Raw genomic sequence first — 16,891 nt, forward strand, 5'->3', positions numbered from 1 at the left:
CAGATGCGGGTGATTTCATGGCAGCCTTGTCGCCTTGTCGCCGCGAAGGCAAGGTGGGTCCATGCCCGGTGACACTCCTCGTATCTGGATGGACGGCTTCTCGCTCACCCATTCCCATGGCACCGGCATCACCACCTATTCCCGTGGGCATGCGGCCACGCTGCGCGCGCTCGGCGCGAATCTCGGCATCCTCTACGGGCGGCCCATGCCGCGACTCAAGGACGCGACCGAGCGCGAGGTCCGCTTCTTCGACGCCCGTGCCCGGCCCAACCGCTCGTTGCGGCAACGGCTGATCGACATCGCCCTGGAACCGCGCGGCCCGCTGGCCCAGCCGGTGCAGATCTCGCGCATGGTGGACAGCACCGCGGTCTCCGCCATCACCCACAAAGGCTTCAGCACCGCGAGCCTGCCCCCCGTGGACGAGCTGTGGAACGCCAACGACGCCTTCGGCCGCGCGCTGGTGAACTTCACGGTCTCCAAGCGGCTGCTGCCCGTCCGCGTCCAGGGCCGGCCGCCGGAGCTCATGCACTGGACCTACAGCCATGCGATGCGGCTGGTGGGCGCGCGCAACATCTACACCATCCACGACCTGATCCCGCTACGGCTGCCCTGGGCGACGCTCGACATCAAGTCGCGCTGGCTGAACACGCTGCGGATCCTGGTGCGCGACGCCGAGCACATCGTCACGGTGTCGGAGCATGCGCGGCAGGACATCATCGACCAGTTCGGCATCGCCGGGGACCGCATCACCAACACCTACCAGCCCGTCTTCCCGCCGGAGCAGGAGATGGACGAGGCGATGTCGGTGGCCCGCCTGCGCGCCGCCCATGGGCTGGAGCCGCGCGGCTACTTCCTCTTCGTCTCCACCATCGAGCCGCGGAAGAACCTGGCGCGGATGCTGGACGCCTATCTCGCCTCGGGCATCACGACGCCCTTCATCATCGTCGGCAACGTGGCCGAGCACGGCAAGGACGAGATGCGGCTGCTGACGGAGGCGAACGGCACCCGCACCGCCGACGGGCGGATCCGCCATCTCGGCTATGTCCCCCGCCTGGACGTGGACATCCTGCTGCGCCACGCCCGGGCGCTGTGCTTCCCCTCCCTCTACGAGGGCTTCGGCCTGCCCGCCATCGAGGCCATGCAGCTCGGAACCGCGGTGCTGACCTCCAACACCTCCAGCCTGCCCGAAGTGGTGGGCGACGCCGCCCTGGCGGTGACGCCCACCGACACGCGCGAACTGGCCGAAGCCCTGCGCGCCCTGGACGGGGACGAGGGGCTGCGCGGAAGGCTGGAGGAGGCCGGCCCGCGCCGCGCCGCGGCATTCAGCCCGGAGCGCTATGCGGAACGGCTCGGCGCGCTGTACGGGCGGCTCGGCATCCACCTGCCGGGAGCGCGCGGATGATCACGGCCGGCGAGCTGCTGCATGGGTCCGACGCGGATTTCGTGGTGAATGCCTATCTCGCCGCCCTGGGCCGCTGGCCGGAGGAGGGCGGATTCGAGCACCACCTGGCCTCCATCGCCGGCCGGCCCGACCTCAGGCTCGAGACGCTCGGGCGGATCCTCCGCTCCGAGGAAGGCAAGCTGAAGGCGCTCCCCCTCTCGCTCGACGCCACGCCGGTGCCGCCGGATCAAGCCCTGGCCGCGCAGCTCCGCCTCCGCACGGAGGCGCTGCGGGCCGAGATGGCGGCGCTGCGCGAGACGGCGGGCACCACCTCGGCCGCGCCGGCGCTGGCGGGCGAGGTCGCGGCCCTGGGCGCGGACCTGGCGGCCCTCCGCTCCGAGATGCGCGAGCGCCTCGCGGCGCTGGAGGCGCTGATCGCCGGGCGCATCCCGCCGGCGCCGAGCCTCTCGCCCGCGATCTCGGTGGATTACGTGAACGATCTGATCGAGGCCGCGCAGGCGCAGCTCGGGCATCGGCTGCGCGCGATCGAGAAGAAGCTGCTGGATTAGAGCGCGATCCTGTTCGGCGGATCCCGCTTCAGGCGGCCCGCTTCCAGGTCAGGACCAGCACATCCCGGCTGGAGGGGAGCGCATTATTGGCCGGCTGCACCGGCGTCACGCCATGCATCACGCGGCGGTCGTCCAGGATGGTGAGGTCCAGCATCCCCTCCAGCGTGAAGCGCGCGAGCTCCCGGCCATCGTCGTCCGTCACGCGGGTCTCGCCGCCCTTCAGGTTGGTGCGCGCCAGCATGGCGATGAGGACCACGTCCACGCCGTCGTGATGCACGCCCTCGGGCGTCGGATGGCCCGGCGAATTGGGCTGCGCCTGGACGCGGAACTGGTGCATCTCGACGAACCAGCGCGTGGCCGGGTGCAGCCGGTCCGCCACGTCCCGGCCGAGGGCGAGCAGTCCCTGGCAAAAGGGATTGGCGACCGCCGCGTCCTCCACCGGCGCGAACCAGCGGTCCACGCCGCCGTTCAGGGTGTTGTGCACCGTCGCCTGGAAATGCGCGCGATGCAGGCCGCGGCGGTGGCCGGCCTCGCCGGGGATCGCCAGGAAGTTGGCCAGCCGGCGCAGGCGATAGCGACCGCCGTCGCGCATGAAGCCGTCCGTCTCCAGCCGCTGCCAGCTTCCGGCGAAGTCGCGCAGCTCCGCATCCGAGCCGCGGAGCGTCGCGCGGACCTCGGCGGGGCTGCGCCGGGCGTAGCCCCGCTCCGCGACCTCGTCGGCGATGCTGTCCAGGGTCAGGCTCCCCAGGGTCGAGCTCATGGCGCCTCTCCGATCGGCGGGGCCTCGCGCGTCATATCCGCCAGAACTTCGGCGACGTGGCGCACATGCACGTCGCTGCCCTCGCGCCGCAGCCGGCCCGCGAGATTCAGCAGGCAGCCCATATCGCCCGCGAGGAGCGTGCCGGCCCCCGTCGCGGCCACGTCCTTGACCTTGTCGGCGACCATGCGGGTGGAGATCTCGGGGTACTTCACGCAGAAGGTGCCGCCGAAGCCGCAGCAGATCTCGGGCTCCGCGAGCTCGGCGATGTCGAGCCCCTCGACCGTGCCGAGCAGCCGGCGCGGCTGCGCCTTGACGCCGAGCTCGCGCAGGCCGGCACAGCTGTCGTGATAGGTGACGGTGCCGTCGTATTGCGCCTTCACCCGGTCCATCTTCATCACGTCGGTGAGGAAGGAGACGAGCTCGTGGGTCCTGGCCGCCATGGCCTCGGCCTTGCCGCGATACTGCGGATCGGTGTCGCCGAAGAGGCCCGGATAGTGGTGCGCCATCATCCCGCCGCAGGAGCCTGAGGGCGCCACGACATAGTCGTAGGCCGAAAAATGATCGATCACCTGCCGGGCGATCGCCTGGGCCGACGCCCGGTCGCCGCCGTTGAAGGCGGGTTGGCCACAGCAGGTCTGTGCCTCGGGAACGATGACCTCGCAGCCGGCCTCCTCGAGAAGCCGGATCGCCGCGAAGCCGACCGTGGGCCGGTAGAGGTCCACGAGGCAGGTGACGAAGAGGGCAACGCGGGGCTTGGCCATGCGAGGGAGGCTATCGCCCTTTTGCCATCTCCCGAAAGGGAGGAGGCGTTGCATGGTGCGGTCCGCAGGGGTGCGGACGGCGCAGGGGACCGGACCAATTCGACGCCGCACCTCCGGGAGATTGGTCCGCCATGCGCTTCGGATCGTGACACCCACGCGACAAAATGGGGGATGGAATTCCAGGCATAGATCAAAGAGATTCCGCATCGAGAGCAATCACTCTGTCACGACCTGAATACTTCAAGTCGGCAGATCAGGGCATTCTCAATATCGATGGTTCTATCGACCTTATTCCATGCGGATAGGGCCGGTCGGTCCATGCACTCGTCGTGGGGGAGTTCATGTACGACATTTTGGGTATGGCCAAGATTGCCGACGACATTTATTCGGATGCCAGCAACTCTACGATGTTGAAGGATTGGTCCACCGGACAGATCCAGGACCTCTACGAGAACGACAACTTCCGCGCCCGCGTCTATTGGAGGACCGGCCGGGCCCGCATCGCCTGCGTCTGCTTCCGGGGGACCGCCAATTGGAAGGACACCGTCTACGCCGATATCGGCGGGATCGGCCTCGGGCTGAATGCCCTCGCCATGAAGATCAACGACGCCGTCACCTTCACCTCCATGATCGCCCGGAAGGCCGATATCGTCTGGTTGACGGGCCATTCGCTCGGGGGCGCCTTCGTCCAGATCGTGGGCGCCATCTGCCAGCTTCCGGGCGTGACCTGGAACGCGCCGGGCTGCCTCGCCCTGATGAACCAGATGTCGTCCAATCCCGTGCGTGCCTTGGTGGGCGGCGCCGGGTCAGCGGGGGTGAGCATGCTGTCCAGCCTGATCACGGCCGGGATCGGCGGCCAGGTCGTGACCCTGCTCAACAAGGCTGCGGCGGCAGGGGGCGATGACGCCTTCGCGCCCATCGTCAATTTCCGGGGGAACATGGACCCGGTGAGCCTGGTCGGCGCCCATGTCGGCCTGCCGCTCCAGACCATCCAGCTCGCCAGCCAGAGCCCGCACCCGCACAGCATGGTGCCGCTGATCCAGGCGCTGGAGAACCGGACGCGCTGAGTTCAGGCCCCCAGCTCCTCGCGCAGCAGCTCCAGCCTGAGCCACTCCTCCTCGGCCGCCTCCAGCGCGGCCTGGCGCTCGGCCAGGGCCGCGGTGCGCTGCTGGAAGCCCTTCGGATCGCGCGCATACAGGCCGGGATCGGCCAGCCAGTTCTGCAGCACGCCGATCTCCTTCTGCAGCTTCTCCATCGTCGCCGGCAGCGTCGTCAGCGCGTGCTGGTCCTTGAAGCTCAGCCGCTTCGCGGAAGCCGCGGGCTGCGCGCGCGGGACCGCGGCCTCGCGCGCCGGAGCCGCCTTGGCCACGCTCCGCGCCTGCACCCCTTCCCCGCGCTGGCCGAGCATATCGGAATAGCCGCCGGCATAATCCTGCCAGCGGCCGTTCCCCTCCGCCATGATGATCCCGGTGCAGACGCGGTCGAGGAAGTCGCGGTCATGGCTGACCAGCAGCACCGTGCCGGCATAGTCGGCCAGCATGTCCTCCAGCAGGTCGAGCGTCTCGAGGTCGAGGTCGTTGGTCGGCTCGTCGAGCACCAGCAGGTTGGAGGGGGCGGCCAGCGCCTTGGCCAGCAGCACCCGGCCCCGCTCGCCGCCGGAGAGCTTCCCGACGGGCGTCCGCGCCTGCTCGGGGCTGAACAGGAAGTCCTGCATATAGCCGATGACGTGGCGCGGCTTGCCGTCGACCCAGACCTGGTCGCCATTGCCGTCCGTCAGCGTGTCGGCCAGGCTCCGTGCGGGGTCGAGCGTGGCGCGCAGCTGGTCCAGCGCCCGCATGGCGATGTTGGTGCCGAGCTTCACCGTCCCCGCATCCGGCGGCAGCTTGCCGATGAGGATGTTGAGCAGCGTCGTCTTGCCCGCGCCATTGGCGCCGACGATGCCGATCCGGTCGCCCTTGATGATGCGGGTCGAGAAGTTCCGCAGGATCGGCGTCTCGCCCCAGGCCTTCTCCACGCCCTCGGCGGTGATGACCAGCTGGCCCGACGAGGACGCCTCGGCCGCCTGCATGTTCACCGTCCCGGTCGGCTTGATCCGCTCGCGCCGCGCCGCCCGCAGCGCCTGCAGCTCGCCCACGCGGCGCATGTTGCGCTTGCGGCGGCCGGAGACGCCGTGCCGCAGCCAATGCTCCTCGCGCAGGATCTGCCGGCCGAGCTTGTGGGCCGCCTGCTCCTCCAGCTCGAGCTGCTCCTCCCGCCAGGCCTCGAACTCGCCGAAGCCGCGGTCCAGCCGCCGCGTGACGCCGCGGTCAAGCCAGAGCGTGGCGCGCGAGAGGCGGGACAGGAAGCGCCGGTCGTGGCTGATCAGCACCAGCGCCCCGCGCAGCGAGGCCAGCTCGCTTTCCAGCCATTCGATGGCCGGAAGGTCGAGATGGTTGGTCGGCTCGTCCAGCAGCAGGATGTCGGGCTGCGGCGCCAGGGCGCGGGCCAGCGCCGCCCGCCGCGCCTCGCCGCCGGAGAGGCGCGAGGGGTCCTCCTCGCCGGTCAGGCCCAGCCCCTCGAACAGGGCCCGCGCGCGGTGCGGATCGTCCGAGGGGCCGAGCCCCGCCATCACGTAGTCCTCGACGGTGCGATGGCCGGACAGGTCGGGCTCCTGCGGCAGGTAGCGCAGCGTGGCGCCGGGCTGGAGGAAGCGCGTGCCGCCCTCGGGCTCCAGCTCGCCGGCGGCGATGCGCAGCAGGGTGGACTTGCCGCTGCCGTTGCGCCCCACCAGCGCCAGCCGCTCGCCGGGCGAGACGGACAGCCCCGCCCCATGCAGGAGCGGCGAATTGCCGAGGGTGAAGCGGATATTGTCGAGCAGCAGAAGGGGGGGTGCGGCCATGCCCGGGGCGATGGCCCGCCCGTCACGGCGCGTCAAGCTCTGGACAATCCTCACGGCGCCGACTTCCATGGCGCCGAAGGCGGCGGAGGCAAGCATGTCCGACAGCGGAGGCAGTGAGTCTGGCAGCCCCTGGACCAATCCCGGCGGCGCCCCCGGCGGGGCGGACACCTTCACCTCCACCAGCTCGCAATCCTGGTTCTCCCGCATCGGCTCGGCGCTGGTCGGCCTGCTCATTGGGCTGGTCCTGATCCCCGGCTCGGGGTTTCTCCTGTTCTGGAACGAGGGGCGGGCCGTGCAGACGGCGCGCTCGCTCACCGAAGGCGCCGGCCTCGTGCGCGACGTCCCCGCCGACCGGCCGGATGGGGCGAATGAAGGCCGGCTGGTGCATGTCTCCGGCCCGGTGCGGGTCGGCCAGGTGCCGCTCGACGCCGAGCTGGACGCGAGGCCGCCCGACGGCACGCTGCGGCTGGTGCGCAACGTCGAGATGTTCCAGTGGCTCGAGGAGAACCGCAGCGAGACCCGCACGCGGCTCGGTGGCGGGACCGAGACGGTCACCACCAGCACCTATCGCCGCGGCTGGCATGACGGGCGCGTGGATTCCAGCCGCTTCCGCCAGCCGGACGGACACCAGAATCCCGCGCTCCGGTATCAGCCGCGCAGCTTCAACGCCCAGGGCGTAACGCTGGGCGGCTTCCGCCTCTCCGACCAGCAGATCGGCGGCCTGCCGGCGGACCAGACGCTGAGCCTCCCTTCCGGCGACAGCACCCGCTACATCGGCGGGGACCCGAACAACCCGCGCGTCGGCGACCTTCGCATCACCTGGCGCTATGCCCAGCCCAGCGACGTTTCCGTCATCGCCGCGCAGGCCGGCGACGCCTTCGGCCCCTATGCGACCAATGCCGGCGACCGGCTGATGCTCATCCGCGCCGGCACCGTGCCGGCGCCGGCGATGTTCCAGCAGGCGCAGGACGACAATGCGCTGCTGACCTGGATCCTGCGCCTCGTGGGCGTGGTGCTGATGTTCGTCGGCTGGGCGCTGCTCTTCAATCCGCTGAAGGTGCTGGCCGACGTGATCCCGCCGCTGGGCGCCGTCGTCGGCTTCGGGACCGGCGCGCTGGCGGCCGTGCTCACGGCGCTGGTCGCGCCGGTCGTCATCGCGATCGCCTGGCTGTTCTACCGGCCGCTGGTCGGCATCGCGATCCTCGCCGCCGGTCTCGCCCTCGCCTATGGATTCACGCGGCTGCGCCGACGCAGGCCGCAACAGGAGAAATTGGCATGAGCTTCGACTTCACCGGCAAGCGCGTCATCGTCTGCGGCGGCAGCAAGGGCATCGGGCGCAGCGTGGCGCTGGGCTTCGCCAGGGCCGGCGCCGCCGTCTCGATCTGCGCGCGCGGCGCCGAGGCGCTGGCGGCCACCAAGGCGGAGATGGGCGCCAAGGCCCATGCCGCGAGCTGCGACCTGGGCGACAAGGATTCGGTGAACGGCTACATCGCCGGGGCGATCGGCGCGCTCGGCGGCCTCGACATCCTGGTGAACAACGCCAGCGGCTTCGGCATGGTCGACACCGAGGAGGGCTGGAACTCCGCGCTGAACGTGGACGTGCTCGCCACCTTCCGCGCCAGCCGCGCCGGGCTGGACGCGCTGAAGGCCAGCAAGGGCAGCATCGTCAACGTCTCGTCGATCTCCGGCTACCGCGCCTCGACGCGCAGCCCGGTCTACAACGCGGTGAAGGCGCTGCTCATCAACTACACCATGAGCCAGGCCTCGCTCTTCGCGGCGGACGGCATCCGGGTGAACGCGGTGGCGCCGGGCTCCATCGAGTTCCCGGGCGGCAGCTGGGAGAAGCGGAAGACCGAGGCGCCGGCCCTCTACAACGCCACGCTGGGCAGCATCCCCTTCGGCCGCATGGGCACGCCGGAGGAGGTGGCCAATGTGGTGCTGTTCCTGGCCTCGCCGCTGGCGAGCTGGGTCACCGGCCACACGGTGGTGGTGGATGGCGGCCAGCTGCTTTAAGAGCCTTCTTCGTTCGCAAGGGCTCACTGCAAAGTCTCTAGCCGTTTTTTTTCGAGCATCTTTATCCGACCGGACGATTCCGTCTGGTCGGATGATGCTCTAGCCGGCCATCCCGGCCCGAGCGGCGCCTCAGTCGCTGATCGGGCCGGAGCGCAGCTTCTTGGTGGCGCCGTGCTTCGTCTTGCTGTCCATCCGCCGCGTCTGCGAGCCCTTGGTGGGCCTGGTCTTGCGGCGGACGGGCGGCGGCGGGGCGGCCGCCTCGCGGAGGAGCTCGGCCAGCCGCTCCAGCGCATCCTCCCGGTTCCGCAACTGGGACCGGTGCTGCTGGGCGAAGATGACGATCTCGCCGCTGTCGGTCATCCGCTGGCCGGCGATGGCGCGCAGCCGCATCTTGATCCGGTCGGACAGGACGGGCGAGGCGAAGGCGTCGAAGCGCAGCTGAACGGCCGTGGACGCCTTCTGGACATGCTGCCCGCCCGCGCCGCTCGCGCGGACGAAGGTCTCCGAGATCTCCTCGTCCGGGATCGAGAGCTTGGGGGAGATGCGTAGGGGCATGGTCCGGCTTTTGGCGCGGAAAGCCGCGCCGGGGCCAGCCCTAAGATCGGACCGCAGCAGGGCGAAGGCCCCGAAGGCGCGAATCCGATCGCCGGACAATGCTATTGCCGGCTGATGCCCAGCTCCTGCAGCAGCGCCCGGTTGGCCACGCTCTCCGCCACGAAGCGCTCGCGGAAGGTGGCGCCCGGCTGGAAGCTCGGCACGGCGTTCAGGCGCTCGGCGATGGTCCTGAAGCCCTCGCTCGTCACCGCGGTCTGGCAGGCGCGCTCGATGGTCTGGGCCATGGCGTCCGGCAGGTCGGCCGGGGCGATGAGGCCGCCATAGGTGGTGCCGGCCATGGGGTAGCCGAGCTCGGCGGTGCTCGGTACGTTCGGCAGGGCCGCCATCCGCTGCGAGCCGAGCACGGCCAGCACGCCGAGGCCCGTGGAGGCCGGGATCGAGGCGGCCTCGACGAAGACATGCACCTGCCCCGCCAATGCCGCCTGCGAGAGCGGCCCGGCGCCGGTGAAGGGCACGTAGAGCCCGTCCACGCCGGCCGCGCGCAGCAGCTGCACGGTGAGGATGTGCTGCGTGCTGCCCACGCCGGGCGCCCCGTAGATCAGCGCCTCACGCCCGCTGCGCGCATGCGCGATCATGCCCCGGAAGTCGGAGAAGGGCGCGTTGCGGCCGAGGATCAGCACCTGCGGGTTGTCGTAGACCAGGCAGAGATAGCGAAAGCCCTCGGCCGTGTAGTTCACGTTCTGCAGGTAGGGCTGCGTGGTGATGGCGTTGTTGGGCGAGATGCCGATGGTGTAGCCGTCGCCGCGGGTCCGGTGGAGCTCGGCATTGCCGATGGCGCCGGCCGCGCCGCCGCGGTTCACGCCGACCACCGGCTGGCCCAGCGCCTTGGAGAGCTCGGCCTGCAGCGCGCGGGCCATGAGGTCCGTGTTGCCGCCGGGCGGGAAGGGGATGATCATCTGCACGGGGCGATTGGGATAGGCCTCCTGCGCCGCGGCGGGCAGGGACAGCAGCAGGGCGGCCAGGGTCAGGAACCAGCGCATCTTCTTGTGTCTCCTCGTTGGTCCGCAGGCTAGGCAAAGCCTCAGGGGAGCGCCAGCCCGGTTGAGGTCATGTCGTCCTTCAGCCGGACGCCCGTGGCGCCGATCGCCTTCGCGCCCCGCAGCAGCCAGCGGATCTTGGCGGCGGCCTCGGCCGCGCTCAGCCCGCCCGGGCGGATGTTGCTGATGCAGTTGCGCTCGGCATCCGTGCGGCCGCGGCGGGGCGCCCAGGTGAGGTAGGCGCCCATGCTGTCCTGCGCGGAAAGCCCGGGCCGCTCGCCGATGAGGACGACCACGGCCTCGGCGCCCATCGCCTCGCCCACCTCGTCGCCGATGGCGACGCGCCCCTGCTCGACGATGACGATGTGCCAGCGCGCCTCCGGCGCGACCGGGGGTTCGGCGCTCAAGGCGCGGATCAGCGGCACGGCCTGGCGCTGAACGCCGCTGGCGCAGAGGCCGTCGGCGACGACGATCACCGTGCCACCGGTCCGCGGCAGGCCCGCGCGGTCGGCGGCGCGCAGGCGGCGGCCGAGATCCGGGCGCAGGAGATAGGACCGGCGATCCTCCACCTCGCTGCGCAGCACGGGGACGGGTCCCAGCTCCGCGCGCAACGCCTCGACATCGAGCGCCGACCAGACGGCGTCGCGCGCCGCCGCATGCGCCTCCTGGAAGTCGAGATGCGCGGCGGTGGGAACCGCGTTGCCGGCCCGGCCGAGGCCGACGCGGGCCTCGGTGAAGCGGCGCAGGTCGTGCCAGAGGGTCGGCGAGTCGCCTCGTGCCGGATTCAGACCTCCGGTGCTCGGCGCCCGAGGCGCCTCCGCCCTGCGGTCATCCGCTTCGCCTCGCGCCGGATTCAGACCTCCGGTGCTCGGCGCCCGAGGCGCCTCCGCCCTGCGGTCATCCGGCGCGGTCATTCCAGCCCGATCAGCGCCGGCGACATCGCGGCCGGAATCGCCTCGCCTTTTCCGATGCCCATGCGTTCCAGCCACTCGGCAAATTCCGGCGCGGGCGTCTTGCCCAGCGCCGCGCGCGCGTAGAGCCCGTCATGGAAGGAGGTGGACTGATAGGCCAGCATCACGTCGTCCGCCCCGGGTACGCCCATGATGTAGGTAACCCCGGCGACCGCGAGGCAGGTCAGCAGCGTGTCCATGTCGTCCTGGTCCGCCTCGGCGTGGTTCGTGTAGCAGATGTCCACGCCCATCGGGAGGCCGAGCAGCTTGCCGCAGAAATGGTCCTCGAGGCCGGCGCGGAGGATCTGCTTGCCGTCGAAGAGATATTCCGGCCCGATGAAGCCCACCACGCTGTTCACCAGCAGCGGCGAATAGGCGCGCGCGACGCCATAGGCCCGCGCCTCGAGGGTCTGCTGGTCCACGCCGCGATGCGCCTCCGCGGAGAGCGCGCTGCCCTGGCCGGTCTCGAAATACATCACGTCCTGGCCGATCGTGCCGCGCTTCAGCGCCAAAGCGGCGTCCTCCGCCTCGCGCAGCAGCCCCAGCGTGACGCCGAAGCTGTCGTTCACGCCCTGCGTGCCGCCGATGGACTGGAAGACGAGATCCACCGGCGCCCCGCGCTCCATGGCCAGCATTGCGGTGGTGACGTGGCACAGCACGCAGCTCTGCGTCGGGATGTCGAAGCGCGTGCGGACCTCGTCGAGCATGCCGAGCAGGCGCAGCACCGCCTCGATATTGTCGGTGGCCGGGTTGATGCCGATCACCGCATCGCCCGCGCCCAGCAGCAGCCCGTCCAGCACCGAGGCCGCGACGCCGCGCGCATCGTCGGTCGGATGATTGGGCTGGAGGCGGATGGAGAGCGTGCCCGGCAGGCCGATCGTGTTGCGGAAGCGCGTGACCACGCGGCACTTCTGCGCCACCGCGATCAGGTCCGAGACGCGCATGATCTTGGAGACCGCGGCGGCCATCTCAGGTGTCAGGCCGCGCGCCAGTGGCGCGATCTCCTCCGGTGGGGCGGCCAGCAGCCAGTCGCGGAAGCCGCCGACGGTGAGGTGCGCGACCGGCGCGAAACCCGCGCCGTCGTGGCTGTCCAGGATCAGCCGCGTGACGTCGTCGTCCTCATAGGGAATCACGGCTTCGGCCAGAAAGTGCTTCAGCGGCAGGTCGGCCAGGGCCTTCTGGGCCGCCACGCGCTCGGCCGCGCTCGTCGCCGCCACGCCCGCCAGCGCGTCGCCGGAGCGGAAGGGCGTGGCCCGCGCCAGCAGCGCGCGCAGGTCTCCGAACACGTAGGAGGTGCCGCCGATCACATGCCGGAACGCCATGCCGTCCTGCCCCGCTTCAGGCCGGCAGGATCATCCGCGGCGCCGGAAATCGCAATCGGGTCCTGCGTCCGCCCGGCTTGTCAGATCGCTGGCCGGAGCGGAAACTCCGGCCCGACGGAGGGATATCCATGGATCGCAATATGATCGAGAGCGCGCCGAATGCGGCGGCCGACTGGCCGGATCGCATCTACGACCTGCTCAAGCAGTACAATGTCCGCCAGGTGGCCCTGGTGCCCGATGCGGGCCATTCGCGCCTCATCAAGCGCTGCCTCGCCGACAACACGCTCCGCGTCGTGACGCTGACCACCGAGGAGGAGGGCGTCGCCCTCATGCAGGGCGCCTGGCTGGGCGGCGATCGCTCGGTGCTGCTCATGCAGTCCTCCGGCGTGGGCAATTGCATCAACATGCTCTCGCTCTCGAGCATCCATCGCACGCCGATGCCGATGATCATCACGATGCGCGGCGATTTCGGCGAGTTCAACCCGGCGCAGGTGGCCATGGGCCAGGCGACGCAGAGCGTGCTGGAGGCCATGGGCACCCTCGTCCACCGCGCCGACCGCGCCGAGGACGTGGCCGAGACCGTCGAGGCCTCGCTCAAGCTCGCCTACAACACCTTCCGCCCCACCGCGACGCTGATCGGCCAACGGGTGCTGGGCGCCAAGACCTTCGGGAAGGACTGACGCCATGGTGAAGCTCGGAGCCTCCGGCAAGCTCGACCGGCGCGACCTGACGCGCGTCCTTCTCTCCGACCGCGGCGACCTGCTCGTCGTGGCCGGCCTCGGCGCGCCCGCCTGGGACATCTCGGCCGTGGATGACGGCCCGCAGAACCTGCCGCTCTGGGGTGGCATGGGCGGGGCGGCGATGATCGGCCTCGGCCTCGCGCTCGCGCAGCCGGACAAGGACGTGCTGGTGCTGACCGGCGACGGCGAGATGCTGATGGGCATCGGCAGCCTCGCCACCATCGCGCATCAGGCGCCGAAGAACCTCTCGATCGTGGTGCAGGACAACGAGCATTACGGCGAGACGGGCATGCAGGAGACGGCGACGCGCCACGGCACGGACCTCGTGAAGATGGCGGAGGGCGCGGGCATCAAGACCACGATGCTCGTCACGGAGCCGGGGCAGGTGCCGGCGCTGAAGGCGGCGCTCCACGCGAAGAAGGGGCCGTTCTTTGCCGTGGCGAAGATCGATCCGGCCTCGCTGCCGCTGGCCTTGCCGCCGCGCGAGGGCGCCATCCTGCAGGCCCGGATGCGCGAGCATCTGATGGGCCCCGCGGCGCATCTCGCCTAGCTCGGGCCGAGGCTTTCATTGAGGGGGCGAGGCCCCCTCAGGGCAATACAAGGAAGAATGATGCCTCACATCGTCCTGCTGCGCTCGGTCCATCCCGACACGATCGCCGCCATCGAGGCCGCGCCCGGCTTCACCCATGAGCTCGTCGAGGATACGAGCCGCGACAACCTCGCCCGCGCCATGGAGAAGGGCGAGGCCATCATCGTGCGCGGCACGCCGATCGATGCGGACTTCCTCTCCTTCTCGCCGAAGCTGCAGATCGTCGCCCGCCATGGCGTGGGCTACGACGCGGTGAACGTGCCGGAGCTGACCAGGCGCGGCATCCCGCTCACCGTCACGGCCGACGCCAATGCGCTCAGCGTGGCCGAGCATGCGCTGATGCTCATGCTCAACATCGCACGCGGCACCAAGGCCTATGACGCCAATACCCGCGCGCTGAAGTGGAGCACGACCGAGGCTCCCGTCACCTGGGATCTCTCGGGCATGACGGTGCTGGTGGTGGGCTTCGGCCGCATCGGCGGCCGCGTCGCGCGACTCTGCGACGCCTTCGGCATGGACGTGCTGGTCTGCGACCCGAACGTGCCGATGAACACGGTGAAGGGCGCGGGCTTCCGCTATGCCAAGACCCTGCAGGAAGGCCTGGCCCAGGCCGACTGGGTCACGGTGCATTGCCCTTCGAACGCCGAGAATCGTGGCATGGTGAATGCCGAGTTCCTCGCCGCCATGAAGCCGGGCGCGCGCTTCATCAACACGGCGCGCGGCACGCTGGTTCAGGAGGAGGCCCTGGCCGGCGCGCTCAAGAGCGGCCATGTCGCCGCCGCCGGCGTGGACGTCTTCTGGGACGAGCCGACGCGGCAGGACAACCCGCTGCTCTCGGCGCCCAACGTCATCATGACGCCGCACTCCGCCGCCGCGACGGAGCAGAGCATGCGTCGCATGGGCCTCTCCTGCGTCGATTCCATCGTCCGGCATTTCCGCGGTGACATCGACATGGACATGGTGATCAACAAGGAAGTGATCCGGAGCAACCGATGAACCCTCTCCTCGTCCTGGCGGAGCACGCCGCCTCCTGGCGCCATGCGCCGCTGACGGGGGAGGTGGAGCATCACGCCCGCCGCGCGCTGATCGACTGGTTCGCCTCGCTGCTGCCCGGCTGCCATCTGCCGCCGGCGACCCTGATGGCCAGGGCGCTGGTGGAAGGACGCGGCGTGGGCCATGCCGTCTCCTATGTGGACGGCGCGCGGGTCGCGCTGCGGCATGCGGCGCTGATGAACGGCACGGCGAGCCACACGGTCGAGTTCGACGACATCTGGCGCTGGGGCGTCTACCACCCCGGCTGCCCGACCGTCGCCGCCGCGCTCGCGGCCGCGCAGGCGAAGCAGCTCGACATGGCCGCGCTGCTGCGCTCGATGATCGCGGGCTACGAGGTGTCGTGCCGGATCGCGCAGGCGGTGCAGCCCTCGCATTACGATTTCTGGCACACCACCGGCACGGTCGGCACCTTCGGCGCCGCCGCCGCCGTCGCGGTCCTCTACGACTGCGATGCGATGCAGACGGCGCATGCCATCGCGACCTCGGCCACCATGGCCGGCGGCCTCCAGCAGGCCTTCCGCGGGGACGGCATGAGCAAGCCGCTGCACCCCGGCCATGCCGCCGAGGCGGGCGCGCTCGCCGCGATGTCGGCCAGGGAGGGCATGACCGGCGCGCTCGACGTGCTGCACGGCCCGGCCGGCTTCGCGGCGGCGACCAGCGAGGACACGGGCAAGTGGGAGAAGGCCATCGCCGCCATCGGCCAGCCGCTCGCCATTACGCAGATGACGGTGAAGAACCACGGCTGCTGCGGGCATATCTTCGCCGCCCTGGACGCCACGCGCGAGCTCCAGCGCGAGCACGCCTTCGCGGCGGATGACGTGGCGTCGCTGCATGTCGCCGGCTATGCCGCGACCAAGAATGTCTGCGACCGCCCGAACGCCCAGACGGAGCAGGAGGCGCGCTTCTCCACGCAGTTCACCATCGCCTCGCTGATGGAGTATGGCGGCGTGCGCCTGGATGCCTTCGCCCCGGAACGGCTGGCCGACCCCAAGATCCGGGCCGTCATGCCGCGCATCCGCGTGAGCCTGGACGAGGAATGCGAGGCAGGCTTCCCCGGCCGCCGCAGCGCCAAGGTCTCCATCACGCTGAAGGACGGCCGCGAGCTCTTCCGCTACCAGCCGACCCGCAAGGGCGACCCCGACGCGCCGCTTACCGATACCGACCTCGACGAGAAGTTTCTCGAGCTCGTCGGGCCCGTGCTGGGCGCCCAGCCGGCCAGGGATTTTCTCCGCACCCTCTGGACCGGCAGCGCCCTTCCCGGCGAACTCGACCTGCTCACTCGACGGTGATGTTCGCCGTCCGGATCACATTGCCCCAGCGCTCGACCTCCTGACCGAGGAAGGCGCCGGTGGCCGCCGGCGTGAGCCCCTCGGCCACGAAGCCCAGATCCCGGAGCCGCGCCGCCATGGCCGGTTCCCGCACGATCTTGCCGACCTCCGCCGACACGCGGTCCACAATCGGCTGCGGCGTGCGCGCGGGGGCCAGCAGCATGCACCAGGTGCTGGCGGCGAAGGGCGCGATGCCGGCCGCCTCGCCCACCGTCGGCATCTCCGGCACGAAGGGAGAGCGCTGCGCCGAGGCGACGGCCAGCGGCCGGATGGTGCCCGCCTCGAACTGCGGTTTGAACGAGGACAGCGTGTCGAACATGATGCTGATGTTCCCCGCCATCAGGTCCTGCAGCGCGGGCTGCGTGCCGCGATAGGGGATGTGCGTCATGCGGACGCCGGTGAGGATGGCCAGCTGCTCCATCGCCAGATGCGCCGTCGCGCCGATGCCGCTCGATCCGAAATTGACCTGTCCCGGCCGCGCCTTCGCATGGTCCAGATATTCGCGCAGCGTCGTGGCCGGAAGGCGCTTCGTGCCGGCCGCGATCAGCGGCGAGGTCACGACCAGGGAGACCGGCGAGAAGCTGTTCATGACATCGAAGGGCAGCTTGCCGGCTTGCAGCGTGGCATTGGCGGCATGCGCCGGCAGCACCATGACCAGCGTGTAGCCATCGGCCGGGCTCGTGGCCGCGGCGCCCGCGCCGACGATGCTGTTGGCGCCCGGCCGGTTCTCGACGACGACGGGCTGGCCCAGCACCCGGCCCAGCGGCTCGGCGACCAGGCGGGTCGCGATGTCCGTCGTGCCGCCCGGCGTATAGGGCACGATGATGCGCATCGATTTCGACGGAAAATCCTGCGCGCGGGCAAGGGCCGGAGCCGCGAGGCCTGCCATGGCCAGCACGGATCGCCGCGCGAACGGCGCGTTGAAGACAGTCATTCTCGTTTCCCCAATTCTGGT

At 70.4% G+C, this 16,891-nt stretch carries 17 protein-coding genes; 9 read left to right on the forward strand and 8 right to left on the reverse strand.

All coding sequences use genetic code 11. The features are described from left to right. The first annotated feature begins 61 nt into the window (after window positions 1–61). On the forward strand, window positions 62–1,402 hold the full coding sequence (locus tag EJV46_RS10460) for a glycosyltransferase family 1 protein (protein ID WP_131548565.1): 1,341 nt from the start codon (window positions 62–64) through the stop codon (window positions 1,400–1,402). Further along, entirely contained in the window at window positions 1,399–1,950 is a 552-nt protein-coding gene (locus EJV46_RS10465) for a hypothetical protein (RefSeq protein ID WP_131548566.1), read from the forward strand. Before EJV46_RS10460 ends, EJV46_RS10465 begins: the two co-directional genes overlap by 4 nt. 28 nt (window positions 1,951–1,978) lie before the next feature. On the opposite strand, the gene EJV46_RS10470 is transcribed toward EJV46_RS10465, so the two are convergent. Beyond that, window positions 1,979–2,710, reverse strand: a complete 732-nt coding sequence (locus EJV46_RS10470) for a 2OG-Fe dioxygenase family protein (RefSeq protein ID WP_131548567.1) — start codon at window positions 2,708–2,710, stop codon at window positions 1,979–1,981. Beyond that, window positions 2,707–3,471 carry a (Fe-S)-binding protein gene (locus tag EJV46_RS10475; RefSeq protein WP_131548568.1) on the reverse strand — a complete coding sequence of 255 codons (765 nt, stop codon included), beginning with the start codon at window positions 3,469–3,471 and terminating at the stop codon, window positions 2,707–2,709. The genes EJV46_RS10470 and EJV46_RS10475 overlap by 4 nt, the downstream gene beginning before the upstream one ends. A gap of 407 nt (window positions 3,472–3,878) precedes the next feature. Here EJV46_RS10475 and EJV46_RS10480 point away from each other — a divergent pair, with 407 nt between their 5' ends. After that, window positions 3,879–4,538, forward strand: a complete 660-nt coding sequence (locus tag EJV46_RS10480) for a hypothetical protein (protein WP_131548569.1) — start codon at window positions 3,879–3,881, stop codon at window positions 4,536–4,538. A gap of 2 nt (window positions 4,539–4,540) precedes the next feature. On the opposite strand, the gene EJV46_RS10485 is transcribed toward EJV46_RS10480, so the two are convergent. Then, window positions 4,541–6,349, reverse strand: coding sequence for an ABC-F family ATP-binding cassette domain-containing protein (locus EJV46_RS10485; protein WP_131548570.1), 1,809 nt, complete (start codon window positions 6,347–6,349; stop codon window positions 4,541–4,543). 94 nt (window positions 6,350–6,443) lie between these two features. On the opposite strand from EJV46_RS10485, the gene EJV46_RS10490 reads away from it, so the two are divergent. Together EJV46_RS10490 and EJV46_RS10495 are read left to right on the forward strand one after the other, a co-directional pair. Continuing rightward, the gene (locus EJV46_RS10490) at window positions 6,444–7,628 is read left to right on the forward strand and encodes a TMEM43 family protein (RefSeq protein WP_165585466.1); all 1,185 of its coding nucleotides are present in this window, start codon (window positions 6,444–6,446) and stop codon (window positions 7,626–7,628) included. Beyond that, window positions 7,625–8,362 carry an SDR family NAD(P)-dependent oxidoreductase gene (locus EJV46_RS10495; protein ID WP_131548572.1) on the forward strand — a complete coding sequence of 246 codons (738 nt, stop codon included), beginning with the start codon at window positions 7,625–7,627 and terminating at the stop codon, window positions 8,360–8,362. Before EJV46_RS10490 ends, EJV46_RS10495 begins: the two co-directional genes overlap by 4 nt. A 129-nt stretch (window positions 8,363–8,491) precedes the next feature. Here EJV46_RS10495 and arfB read toward each other — a convergent pair whose 3' ends face one another. The 4 genes from arfB to EJV46_RS10515 form a co-directional block, all read right to left on the reverse strand. Further along, a complete protein-coding gene (gene arfB, locus EJV46_RS10500; protein WP_131548573.1) occupies window positions 8,492–8,917 on the reverse strand; it encodes an alternative ribosome rescue aminoacyl-tRNA hydrolase ArfB in 426 nt (141 codons plus the stop codon). Window positions 8,918–9,018: 101 nt separating this feature from the next. Beyond that, window positions 9,019–9,957 (reverse strand): tripartite tricarboxylate transporter substrate binding protein, encoded by a 939-nt coding sequence (locus tag EJV46_RS10505; RefSeq protein WP_131548574.1) that lies wholly within the window; start codon window positions 9,955–9,957, stop codon window positions 9,019–9,021. Between the two features lie 41 nt (window positions 9,958–9,998). Next, the gene (gene eutC, locus EJV46_RS10510) at window positions 9,999–10,868 is read right to left on the reverse strand and encodes an ethanolamine ammonia-lyase subunit EutC (protein ID WP_131548575.1); all 870 of its coding nucleotides are present in this window, start codon (window positions 10,866–10,868) and stop codon (window positions 9,999–10,001) included. Next, window positions 10,865–12,226: an ethanolamine ammonia-lyase subunit EutB gene (locus EJV46_RS10515; RefSeq protein ID WP_131548576.1), complete on the reverse strand. Its 1,362-nt coding sequence runs from the start codon at window positions 12,224–12,226 to the stop codon at window positions 10,865–10,867. The genes eutC and EJV46_RS10515 overlap by 4 nt, the downstream gene beginning before the upstream one ends. A 128-nt stretch (window positions 12,227–12,354) precedes the next feature. Between EJV46_RS10515 and EJV46_RS10520 the strand changes: the two genes are divergently transcribed. From EJV46_RS10520 to EJV46_RS10535, 4 genes are read left to right on the forward strand one after another with little or no spacing between them, the layout of a single operon-like run. Next, entirely contained in the window at window positions 12,355–12,906 is a 552-nt protein-coding gene (locus EJV46_RS10520) for a thiamine pyrophosphate-binding protein (protein ID WP_165585467.1), read from the forward strand. A 4-nt stretch (window positions 12,907–12,910) separates the two neighbouring features. After that, window positions 12,911–13,516 (forward strand): thiamine pyrophosphate-dependent enzyme, encoded by a 606-nt coding sequence (locus EJV46_RS10525; RefSeq protein ID WP_131548577.1) that lies wholly within the window; start codon window positions 12,911–12,913, stop codon window positions 13,514–13,516. A 60-nt stretch (window positions 13,517–13,576) separates the two neighbouring features. Then, window positions 13,577–14,551, forward strand: coding sequence for a D-isomer specific 2-hydroxyacid dehydrogenase family protein (locus EJV46_RS10530; RefSeq protein WP_131548578.1), 975 nt, complete (start codon window positions 13,577–13,579; stop codon window positions 14,549–14,551). After that, window positions 14,548–15,897 carry an MmgE/PrpD family protein gene (locus EJV46_RS10535; RefSeq protein ID WP_131548579.1) on the forward strand — a complete coding sequence of 450 codons (1,350 nt, stop codon included), beginning with the start codon at window positions 14,548–14,550 and terminating at the stop codon, window positions 15,895–15,897. The genes EJV46_RS10530 and EJV46_RS10535 overlap by 4 nt, the downstream gene beginning before the upstream one ends. On the opposite strand, the gene EJV46_RS10540 is transcribed toward EJV46_RS10535, so the two are convergent. Next, window positions 15,884–16,870 carry a tripartite tricarboxylate transporter substrate binding protein gene (locus EJV46_RS10540; RefSeq protein WP_131548580.1) on the reverse strand — a complete coding sequence of 329 codons (987 nt, stop codon included), beginning with the start codon at window positions 16,868–16,870 and terminating at the stop codon, window positions 15,884–15,886. The genes EJV46_RS10535 and EJV46_RS10540 overlap by 14 nt on opposite strands. Window positions 16,871–16,891: the final 21 nt, after the last annotated feature.

This window comes from Roseococcus sp. SYP-B2431 (assembly GCF_004336745.1).
Classification (GTDB): domain Bacteria; phylum Pseudomonadota; class Alphaproteobacteria; order Acetobacterales; family Acetobacteraceae; genus Roseococcus.

Coding starts and splice junctions, on each gene's coding strand:
- EJV46_RS10470 (WP_131548567.1), bottom strand. CDS start 2,710: ATGAGCTCGACCCTGGGGAGCCTGACCCTGGACAGCATCGCCGACGAG.
- arfB (WP_131548573.1), bottom strand. CDS start 8,917: ATGCCCCTACGCATCTCCCCCAAGCTCTCGATCCCGGACGAGGAGATC.
- EJV46_RS10475 (WP_131548568.1), bottom strand. CDS start 3,471: ATGGCCAAGCCCCGCGTTGCCCTCTTCGTCACCTGCCTCGTGGACCTC.
- EJV46_RS10465 (WP_131548566.1), top strand. CDS start 1,399: ATGATCACGGCCGGCGAGCTGCTGCATGGGTCCGACGCGGATTTCGTG.
- EJV46_RS10520 (WP_165585467.1), top strand. CDS start 12,355: ATGGATCGCAATATGATCGAGAGCGCGCCGAATGCGGCGGCCGACTGG.
- EJV46_RS10490 (WP_165585466.1), top strand. CDS start 6,444: ATGTCCGACAGCGGAGGCAGTGAGTCTGGCAGCCCCTGGACCAATCCC.
- EJV46_RS10530 (WP_131548578.1), top strand. CDS start 13,577: ATGCCTCACATCGTCCTGCTGCGCTCGGTCCATCCCGACACGATCGCC.
- EJV46_RS10460 (WP_131548565.1), top strand. CDS start 62: ATGCCCGGTGACACTCCTCGTATCTGGATGGACGGCTTCTCGCTCACC.
- EJV46_RS10540 (WP_131548580.1), bottom strand. CDS start 16,870: ATGACTGTCTTCAACGCGCCGTTCGCGCGGCGATCCGTGCTGGCCATG.
- eutC (WP_131548575.1), bottom strand. CDS start 10,868: ATGACCGCGCCGGATGACCGCAGGGCGGAGGCGCCTCGGGCGCCGAGC.
- EJV46_RS10535 (WP_131548579.1), top strand. CDS start 14,548: ATGAACCCTCTCCTCGTCCTGGCGGAGCACGCCGCCTCCTGGCGCCAT.
- EJV46_RS10480 (WP_131548569.1), top strand. CDS start 3,879: ATGTTGAAGGATTGGTCCACCGGACAGATCCAGGACCTCTACGAGAAC.
- EJV46_RS10495 (WP_131548572.1), top strand. CDS start 7,625: ATGAGCTTCGACTTCACCGGCAAGCGCGTCATCGTCTGCGGCGGCAGC.
- EJV46_RS10515 (WP_131548576.1), bottom strand. CDS start 12,226: ATGGCGTTCCGGCATGTGATCGGCGGCACCTCCTACGTGTTCGGAGAC.
- EJV46_RS10485 (WP_131548570.1), bottom strand. CDS start 6,349: ATGGCCGCACCCCCCCTTCTGCTGCTCGACAATATCCGCTTCACCCTC.
- EJV46_RS10505 (WP_131548574.1), bottom strand. CDS start 9,957: ATGCGCTGGTTCCTGACCCTGGCCGCCCTGCTGCTGTCCCTGCCCGCC.
- EJV46_RS10525 (WP_131548577.1), top strand. CDS start 12,911: ATGGTGAAGCTCGGAGCCTCCGGCAAGCTCGACCGGCGCGACCTGACG.